Source organism: Mesorhizobium sp. M7A.F.Ca.CA.004.06.1.1, assembly GCF_003999135.1.
Lineage (GTDB): Bacteria > Pseudomonadota > Alphaproteobacteria > Rhizobiales > Rhizobiaceae > Mesorhizobium.
Genome location: NZ_RZPQ01000170.1, coordinates 1 through 9,120, shown reverse-complemented (window position 1 = coordinate 9,120; position 9,120 = coordinate 1). Strand labels below are relative to the sequence as shown.

7 protein-coding genes are annotated in these 9,120 nt (G+C 57.6%); 2 read left to right on the top strand and 5 right to left on the bottom strand.

Annotated elements, in window-relative coordinates:
• Positions 1 to 422: 422 nt before the first annotated feature.
• Complete coding sequence (locus EN906_RS13000; RefSeq protein ID WP_024505387.1) at positions 423 to 1,544, top strand: DUF418 domain-containing protein; 1,122 nt, start codon at positions 423 to 425, stop codon at positions 1,542 to 1,544.
• Between the two features lie 1,543 nt (positions 1,545 to 3,087).
• Positions 3,088 to 3,300 (top strand): cold-shock protein, encoded by a 213-nt coding sequence (locus tag EN906_RS12995; protein ID WP_008874821.1) that lies wholly within the window; start codon positions 3,088 to 3,090, stop codon positions 3,298 to 3,300.
• Between the two features lie 228 nt (positions 3,301 to 3,528).
• On the opposite strand, the gene EN906_RS12990 is transcribed toward EN906_RS12995, so the two are convergent.
• From EN906_RS12990 to EN906_RS38250, 5 genes are all read right to left on the bottom strand, one after another.
• Positions 3,529 to 3,999: a MucR family transcriptional regulator gene (locus EN906_RS12990; protein ID WP_024505385.1), complete on the bottom strand. Its 471-nt coding sequence runs from the start codon at positions 3,997 to 3,999 to the stop codon at positions 3,529 to 3,531.
• A gap of 894 nt (positions 4,000 to 4,893) precedes the next feature.
• Positions 4,894 to 5,436 (bottom strand): tetratricopeptide repeat protein, encoded by a 543-nt coding sequence (locus tag EN906_RS12985; RefSeq protein WP_082826568.1) that lies wholly within the window; start codon positions 5,434 to 5,436, stop codon positions 4,894 to 4,896.
• Between the two features lie 53 nt (positions 5,437 to 5,489).
• Positions 5,490 to 7,553 (bottom strand): type III secretion system export apparatus subunit SctV, encoded by a 2,064-nt coding sequence (gene sctV, locus EN906_RS12980; protein ID WP_127270994.1) that lies wholly within the window; start codon positions 7,551 to 7,553, stop codon positions 5,490 to 5,492.
• Between the two features lie 232 nt (positions 7,554 to 7,785).
• Complete coding sequence (locus EN906_RS12975) at positions 7,786 to 8,676, bottom strand: hypothetical protein (RefSeq protein ID WP_127248571.1); 891 nt, start codon at positions 8,674 to 8,676, stop codon at positions 7,786 to 7,788.
• Between the two features lie 117 nt (positions 8,677 to 8,793).
• The gene (locus tag EN906_RS38250) at positions 8,794 to 9,036 is read right to left on the bottom strand and encodes a nodulation protein NopA (protein ID WP_224570034.1); all 243 of its coding nucleotides are present in this window, start codon (positions 9,034 to 9,036) and stop codon (positions 8,794 to 8,796) included.
• Positions 9,037 to 9,120 lie beyond the last annotated feature (84 nt).

Below are 9,120 nucleotides of genomic sequence, written 5' to 3'. Positions count from 1 at the left end.
GAATATGATTGGCTCGACCATGCGCCGAGCTTTGTCGAACGGATTGGTCGCGGGCGCACTACCACAGATTATGGCAGGTTTACGCCCTGGCCTTGACACCCGGGGTGATCGTCACCGGCGGAGCCGCGGCGTACTGATCGGATATCTAACGTCGCTGAGTCTCTCGTCGGTGCAGTGGATCTCTCGGCTTAGCCATCATGCAAAAAACGACGGTTCCGCGACACCACTTTTCAGGTCCGTGACACAGGCTTTGTGAGCCGATCTGTTGTTCTTACCCCAGGCTAATGGCTGAACAGCTCTGTCGCCGGCTCGATGCGCCAGATGGCGCGATGTTTTGAACCCTTTCACGAGGCGACGGCAGCAGCCGACCGGCTCTCCTATCGCGGCTCCCGCGATCCACACACCCAACAAGGGAATCTACCATGGTAATGAAGGCACCGGTTGCCGACGCTAGGAATGGGTCGGTAGTAGATCGGCTGGTCGGCATCGACCTCGCTCGGGGCCTGGCTGTCTTCGGGATGTATGCCGCCCATCTCGGTCCCGACCCCGGCGAAGGAGGACTAGTCGGGTTTCTGATGGAACTAACCCATGGGCGGCCGTCGGCCCTGTTTGCCGTATTGGCCGGTTTTTCAATCCTCCTGATTACAGGTCGCAAGGCGCCGAAGTCGGGGATAGCCGGTAGACAGGCCATCGCCAGAGTCGCAATTCGTGCCCTTGTTTTGCTCGCGCTTGGCTCAATCCTGGGCTGCCTCGGTACCCAGGTCGAAGTCATCCTAGAATACTACGGAATTTGCTTCTTGTTGGTATTGCCGCTCCATCGGCTCAGCGCATATCAGCTGGGCTTGATCGCTGCCGCTACGGCATTAGTTCTCCCGCAAGTCCGTTCCTCCCTTCTGTCGGTTGCCCCCAACCTCCTCGACCCGGTCTTCAACCTCATGGTCAACGGCTACTATCCCGCGGTGACCTGGGTTCCTTTCCTCATCGCTGGCATGGCCATCGCGCGCCTTAATCTTAATACGCTAGCAGCGCATTGGCGCCTTGGTCTGGCGGGGGTCGCGCTGGCCGTGTTGGGCCATGGGGGATCCTTGCTCGCGCTGAGTTCCCGCGCTTTGACTGAAACCTCCTTGTGGTGGTCTGACGTTGACGGCGCTTTTGAGCCTTCCAAGTCGTCATTTATAGTCAAGTCGTCATGGATAGCCGCACCTCATAGCGAAACGACGCTTTCGATCGTGGGCAGCACCGGTTGCGCAATGATCATCTTGGCGGCTTGCATGCTCGCTGTGGATGCGCTCCCGCGTCTGCGAAAGCTGGTCTGGCCAATAATCGCAGTCGGCTCGATGTCTTTGACGGCCTATGTGCTGCACATTGCGGGAATAGCCTATCTTATGAAGATAAACATTTTCAAAGACGAGAGCCTGTCCACGCTCTTTGGCTTCGTTGTGGTTATCAGCACTTTTGCGGTGCTTTGGCTGCGCGTCTTCCAGCGAGGACCGATGGAAGTGCTGATGGGTAGGGTCGCAGATCTCGCGCGTCACATCCGCTGAGCACCGCCGCGCCCCGGCCTCCCGATCACATTACGGACAAGGTGGGGCTTTGTCCAAAGCTTGTTCGCGGCAGGGGAGGGTACTTCCTCCCACCCTGCCGCCTTGTTGATGGAAGCTAAAACGGTCGCGCAGGCGCTAGAGTTGCATCGGCATAATCAGCTTAAACTCGCGAAGTTAAACCCGCGGTTGGTCTATCTCGGCCCGCCTCACCTGAAAGGCTAAGGTATCCGTTTCGGTCAAGGGTTTTAGGGGCCATTTTCGCTGCGCCTTGAGGAGAGCGTTTGCTAGGATGAGGAGCTTTCGCAACAAGATGATGACCTTTGCGGGTTTGCCTGCCGCCTTTAGCGCCTGGTATTTTGCCTTGAGGTCGGGGTTGAAGCGCAGGGCGAAGGGCCGGGCATGTAGAGGGCCTGGCGAACATTGGCCCGGCCGCCCCGGATGAAGGCGCGGCCGCTCCATTTTGCCGAGGCCGGCGAGGCTTGCGGCCTTTGGTTCCGAGTTCCGGCATGTCGATGGTGAGTGTGCAGGCGGTGGCATCCGATGCGCCATATGCTGGTCAGGATTTCGCGGCGCTGGACAGCGTCGGGATCGGCTTTCATGAGGGTAAGCATCGTCTGATCGATATCGCTGAGTTCACGTGGATCTGCTTCCAGCCACTCGTTGTTGTGGCGCCTGAGCAAGGCAAGCGGTCAAGATCTGGCTCTGGTGCTGGCTGCGGTGCGATCCCCGCACGGGCCAGGTGCCGATCGTGTCGACGATCCACCTCGCCGCGACCAGAGAGCTGCTACTCTCTTCCGCTGTTCATTCTGGCCTCTTCGCAATGAATGTCATAAAATCACCTGTCGCAATTAATGGTTTTTGATTTGGCTCCAACAGCTGGCAGATATCGCCGAGAGTTCCGCAGAGAGCGTCGAAAGTTTTGGCCGCCTTCTTCCGCAGCCGCGCCTTGAGTTTTGAGCAGACCTGTCTTGATCGGGTTGAGATCGGGCGAGCATGGCGGCAGGATCAGGAGCCAGTGCCCCTTTGGCCAACCAGTGGGCGGCGCGTACCTTGCCGACAATCTGGGGTTCCGAACCCGACAGTTGGTTTTCAACCCGACAGTGGCCCGCCTCAGAGCAGGCTACCGCCCTTCGGAGCAGGCAGAAGCTAATCGAGGTTCGCGGGTTCCGGTTTGAATGTGCAGGTCGCTGCGCGCCTGATCTTTCGGTCTGGCGGCACATGACAAAAACCCTCATTTTGGCCGACGATACCCGGTCAGGAGCGGGTATCGCAGTCGAGAAGCGACCCGAGCACGTCCACAAGATGTGCCGAGTTTGCAAGGTGTGTCATTGTTTCTGTCAACGTTCGAGCGACAGCGCACGACGAAACGTCTGGCATACGCCTCGTCTGGCACGCGCCTCGCATATGTTGCAGTTGCTGCTGGAGATCAGGCGATCGAGTGGGCCTTGCAATTTTCCGATTTTGATGCGCCTAAAGTCTCGTGTACAAATCAGGCTGGCGTGAATGGCCTGCCTAAGTTGCGACTTATTACAAAGGAATGGATATGGCGACTGGAACGGTGAAGTGGTTCAACAGCACGAAGGGTTTTGGTTTTATTCAGCCTGACAACGGCGGTCAGGATGTCTTTGTCCACATTTCCGCTGTTGAACGAGCGGGCCTGTCGACCCTTAATGAGGGCCAGAAGATCAACTACGAGGTGGAACAGGATCGCCGCACGGGAAAGTCCTCTGCAGGCAGCCTCAGCAAGGCTGGCTAACGGTCCGGGAAAGCCTTGACAAGGTTCGTCATCGCCGGAACGCATTGACGGCTCGAAACCCGGGCCGGAGCATGCAAGTTAATGCCGCGGCAGGGATTGCTGGAGCCATCATGAATTACTCTGGAAATGAGGCTCTTGGACGGGAAAGGCGGGGCTCATCCCCGCCCTTTGATTCCGCGCAGATTGGGCCTACGGCTGCTGCGCGTCCGAACGACTGTTGATACGGATTTAGGCTGCGACCTTCTTGCGGGTCCGTTTCGCCGGCGCCGTGGCTGGGGCTTCCGGCTCTTTCGGTTTGCGGCCGAGTCCCATGGTCTTGGCCAAGGCGGAGCGCGCAGCGGCGTAATTCGGCGCCACCATGGGATAATCCGACGGCAGACCCCATTTGGCGCGATATTCGTCTGGGGTCAGACCATAGTGCGTCGCCAGATGGCGCTTTAGCGATTTGAATTTCTTGCCGTCTTCAAGGCTAATGATGTAGTCCGGTTCGATCGACTTTTTGATCGGGACAGCAGGTTTTTTTACAGGCACAGGCTCTTCTGCCGGTATGAGTCCAGCCGTGCCGTTTAGAGCCCCGTGCACTTGGGCGATCAGGGCAGGAAGCTCCCCCGCCGGGACGGGGTTGTTGGAGACGTAGGCTGATACAACATCGGCAGTGAGCTCGATGAGGATGTCGGTCTTGTGGGGTTCTTCTGTCATAAACTTCTCCGGGCAGCTTGAAACACAGTTGGGCGAAGTGTCGCTACATAGTGGCGGTTGCCGCTGAAAGCAAATGGATCGACGGGTGCGCTGCTCCTCCACCATTGAAGTCTCGGCGACGCATCCCGTCATCGTCCATCGCTAAAGGCAGCGTATTGAATTATGGGAGCGGTCGCGCCCGCCCCACCATAGCGATACAGCAAGACAATCAAAAAAGCCGGTCTTTGCTTGGCCCCAAATCTTTTCTCCTTTCGTGAACGCTGAGCTGCCAAGCTGCTACAGTTCACCTCGCGGGGCAACCGTGCACAACACAGGAGTCGCCCGAGCGATACATTCTTCACTTGCCGCTTATCAGCGCTGGTGATTGCACTTTGCAGCCTGCATCCGGACCCGCAGCGCTCACGCTGTTGGTTTTGCGCCTGCAGGCGTCGGAAGTCGGATCGCCGCAGCTAATTTCCTCAGGCGGACGAATTCAACAAATCGATTGTTTGGATCGAAGGCATCCACACCATCGATGCCTCTAGAATATGATCCAGCTACAATCACCGTGCTGTAATGGCAGGGACGGCCAGCACAAGCGCGACACGATCCGGCGGGTCCATCGCTGCGTTACGTATTCATGGCTACTGCATCGGGCGCTCGGTCGACCGCCTTAAGCCAGGTCGCCGCATTGCGAGACGGTGACCGGCGAGGGAGAGGGCGCTCTGGCAACGAAGCGAGGCGGGTGGCCTTGCGGGTGGCCGCGTGATGTCATCCGGCTCTCCTGCCGATCTCTGCCGGCCAGATCTGGAGCAACTGTTTTGCATAGATATGGCTCTCTTCAGGGGGCCATCTATGATGGGAGCCGAGCGCGTGTTCGAGCCGGGGAACAGGCTGCGCATGCACTGTGCCCACCTATTGCGATCGTGCTAACCTTGGTTGTTCGGACTTGCCGTTAAAGGCAAGCGACAGATTGAAGTTATGCTGCACCATCTGATTGCCTGGCTCGTTTTCGAGAGCTCGCCGATACAGGGCCTGTGCCGCGTCATGCCGCCCCTCAATGTCCAAAATCACGCCCTTCGCATTCAATGCACGTACGTTTCCTGGGGCTGCAACCAAGACGCTGTCGAGCACCTCAACCGCTTCGTGCGGGCGCTTCTGGCCCACCAAGGCATTTGTAAGTCGTATCGCCGCATCAACATTGTCCGGGTGCTGCTTCACCTCATCCCGCAAAGCCCGCTCTTGAACATCCTGACCAACTTCGCGCAAAATGCGTTCGCGCATAGCCGGATCGATTTGATCGGCGCTGAGCAACTCGGGGGAAGATGTCTCCTGCACGGAAAGAGCCGGCTTTTGCCAGCTGGCGCAACCGCCCAAAGGCAGAATGGCGAGTACGGCAAAAAGAAGTGAGTTCCGGCGCAGAAACATAGGCGATGGAGAAACTGTATTACTATTCATGTTATCTCTCAGTTATCGGGGAGGCGCGTGGCGTTCAGTTAGGAAAGGTGGGACTACTCTAACAATCCGCTGTTCGATCCGTGCGGGAGTGTGACGGATCCTGCGGGGCGAATTGTAAAGTCGGAGGCGAGGTCTTGATAAGACAGCACGGCGAGATCAACCCCGTTTCGCGTCAGAAAGCCGCGGACGAAACGTCGGACATCCATCGACGTCAACAGAATAGGGCGGGTTTGACCCGGTTCTGCGTTCGAAAGGACCTGACGTATCTGTGATAGCATCGCTTCGCTTTGCCGATCCTCCAGTGCGAGATAGGGGCCTGCATCCGAATCTCGAACCGCGCCACGCATCACATCCTCGCTCTCGCGCTCGACGACCAGGGCGGACACTATGCCCTCCGTGTTGGCATGGCGGTGGCAGATCTGTCGCTTCAAACCAGAACGGACATATTCCGTCAGCAGGGCAACGTTTTGCTCACGCTCGCTCCATTCGGCCAATGCCTCCAACACGAGACGGGTGTGGCGGATTGGGATACCTTCCTCCAGGAGGCGGCGCAGAACATCGGCAATCCGAGGAATCGGCGTCGTGCGTAGCACCTCTTTCACAAGCTCAGAATATTCCTGCTCCATTCGGCCCAGGAAATGTCGGGTCTCTTGGATGCCCACCAATCGCGGTGCGTAGCGGGTCAACGCTGCATGGACGCGCAAGGCGAGGAGTTCGCCGGGAGCCCTATGCTCCGTGCCGGCGCCCGTAAGGGCCTTTGCAGGGGTATGTTCAACCGGGAGTCTGTCCGTTTTCGGCTCACGTCTAAGGGGGACACCGCTCGAGTCGACGTGCGCTACATCGGCTCGGAGCGCCATCTGGTTTGGATCTAAGGCGTCCTGTTCGACTGGCACGCCCTCGACATCAATTCGGAATTGCGATGCAGGCAGCTGCTCGTCAACCAAGACAGGGATGCGAGGAACGATAATGCCCAGATCGGCTGTGACCAGGAGCGAAACGCGCCCAATATGTTTTTGCAATTCGGCTTGATCGACCGCCTGCATAAGATCTGGCGCTAGAAAAAATGCGATCGGGAATTCCTTCGCAGGCGCGGCTTGCTTAGGCTCCGCTGCAGTTCCACCTTTCGCATCGGCAGTGCCGGCGCCCAGCACATCAGCCTTGACAATGCTTACCGCAGCGAACACTGCGGCCAGCATCAGAAAGACGGGGAGGGGAAACCCAGGAACGAACCCCATTACAACCAGGACGCCGGCCGCCAGTCGCAAGGCTCGAGTGCTGGCCGTGAGCTGACTGACCATTTCTGTACCGAGGTTGATCCTCGCCGTCCCAGTCACACGGGTGACGATGGTCGCCGCAGTAATGGAGAGCAGAAGGGCCGGAATCTGCGATATCAATGCATCGCCTATCGTCAGCAGAGTGTAGTGATGCAGTACCTCGCCGAAGGACATGCCCTTGGAGAGCAGGCCGATCGAAATTCCACCCAGCATGTTGATGCAGATAACCACCAGCCCGGCGATGGAATCGCCCTTCACAAATTTCATCGCGCCGTCCATCGCGCCATAGAGTTGGCTTTCCTTCTCCAATTCGGCGCGCCGCCGGCGGGATTCGTTGGCATCGATGTGGCCGTTGCGTAGCTCTGCGTCGACCGCCATTTGCTTGCCCGGCAGAGCATCCAGCGTGAAACGCGCCGCCACTTCTGCCACCCGTTCGGCACCCTTCGCGAGGACCATGAATTGCACCATGGTGACGACCAGAAATATGACGAAACCCACCACGATATTGCCTGAAATGACGAAATCGCCAAAAGTATGAATAATGCTGCCGGCCTCCCCCTCGGCCAGAATCAGTCGCGTCGTTGCGACCGTGAGCGCGAGACGGAATACAGTGGAAATCAAAATAACGCCGGGCAAAGAGGAAAAATCAAGTGGAGTACTGACATACAGGGCAACCATCATCAGCAGTATGGCCAACCCCATATTGAATCCTATCAGGGCGTCGACCACCACGACCGGGATAGGCATGACCATCATCGCGACAGCCAGAAGCAGCATCAACGCAACCATTAAATCCGGGCTGGCCGGCGCACGCTTGATGAAGTCACGCAGGACGTTGGCCATCGAGACACCTTTGCAATCGGTTGAGACTTACTCTGCTGTTACGCCATGAAACGTGGCTTTCGAACTCCGAAGGCGCCTCAGCCTTGGCCAGCGCGTGACCCTGCATGAGAGCCACAAGCAGGCGCGAAATGGCTGGGCAGCAAATGTTTCCAACGCAGCCAGCTTGTCAGCACCGAGCGCGGCAGGATGTTTGGCTGGCCATAGAGTGCTGCTTGATGGGGCCTGCGAGCTTTCAATATTGGAGAGCAGCAATGCGGCCATTCCTGCTCAGCAGCACACGGCTGTCCTCAATACGTTCGACCACCCATCCATCAGCCAAAATGGCGCCGACAAAATACTTCTCGCTGTCGATGACAATATATGGTTGGACCCCATGCCACACAGCTTCGACCGCGATTGCGGATGGCGCCTTCTCCTCTTTGATGAGCACTCCGTTCACCAGTGTTAGAGTACCCTTGGTGCGACGATCGAACGATTGCTGAAGCTTCTGCCAGCTGATGACCGATTCAGACGTGACGGTGCCTTCGGCGGTCACAACACCCTTTGCCGACCCAATCTTGACGTCGAGAAGACCCGCTCGATCGACTTCCTCCTGCAGCTCTTGGGCCGCTGCCTCCGTAAGTTCATTGTCAGCGCGGTGACTGATCGTTCTGGACGCGACTTCAGCCCGAAGTGAATTGGGGCTCGATCCACTTGCATTGCCAAGATAGGAGATCGTGCCTGAAAGCGCGCCGATCCCGAGTGAGCTGATTATGACCATGGCGAGCACACCGATCGGTAGGCGCGGTATGCCGGTCGAACCAGGCGGCTCTGCATCCTGCACGGACAAAGCAATGGACATCTCGCCTACGAGCAGGACGACAGGAAGGGGCACAACAACGGACTGGCCTGCGGCGATATTCCGGTTGCCCTCGATACTGATTCCGGGTGCAAGCGCCTCCAGTTCGATCGACTTGCCAAGAAGAGTTACACGAAGGTGATGCGGTGCCAGTCCCTGCTCGACAAAGACCAAATCGGCATCGAAGCCGCTGCCGATTAAACACTTTTGAAGATCCGTCTTGCCGGTCAGACCGCAATAGTGCCCCGAACGCACTTCGAAACGGAGGGAAACGGCGTCATCCACAGAGCATCTCTCAAACAGGATAGAAGCCGCATGGCAATTGCCATGCGGCTCATTTCGGGACTACGTCGCGTCAATAAGGAGACGCGCTAAGGGGCAGTCTAAAACCCGCCTCCGACATTACGAAACGCGTTCGTCGGCGGCCTTCTTGATGGTCTGGAGATTGGTCGTTAGAGTGCGCAACTGGACACTCCTTTTCGTCGCCTCCAAGCTAACATTGGTTAGTTCCTGCACTTGCGCCTGAAAAGCAGTAGCATCAGCTCCGCTTGTATTGCCGGGAGTGCCACTGTTAGTTTTATCGGTATTGCCGGCGCTACTGGTATTGGTATTGCCTGATTTTTTATTATTATCAACTGCAGCCATGATCATTCCTTTTTCTGTTGGAGTTGTGCCGTCAATAACGGCCTGTATGACCTCACGCCGGATTTTCCCGCGTCAGGCATCTTC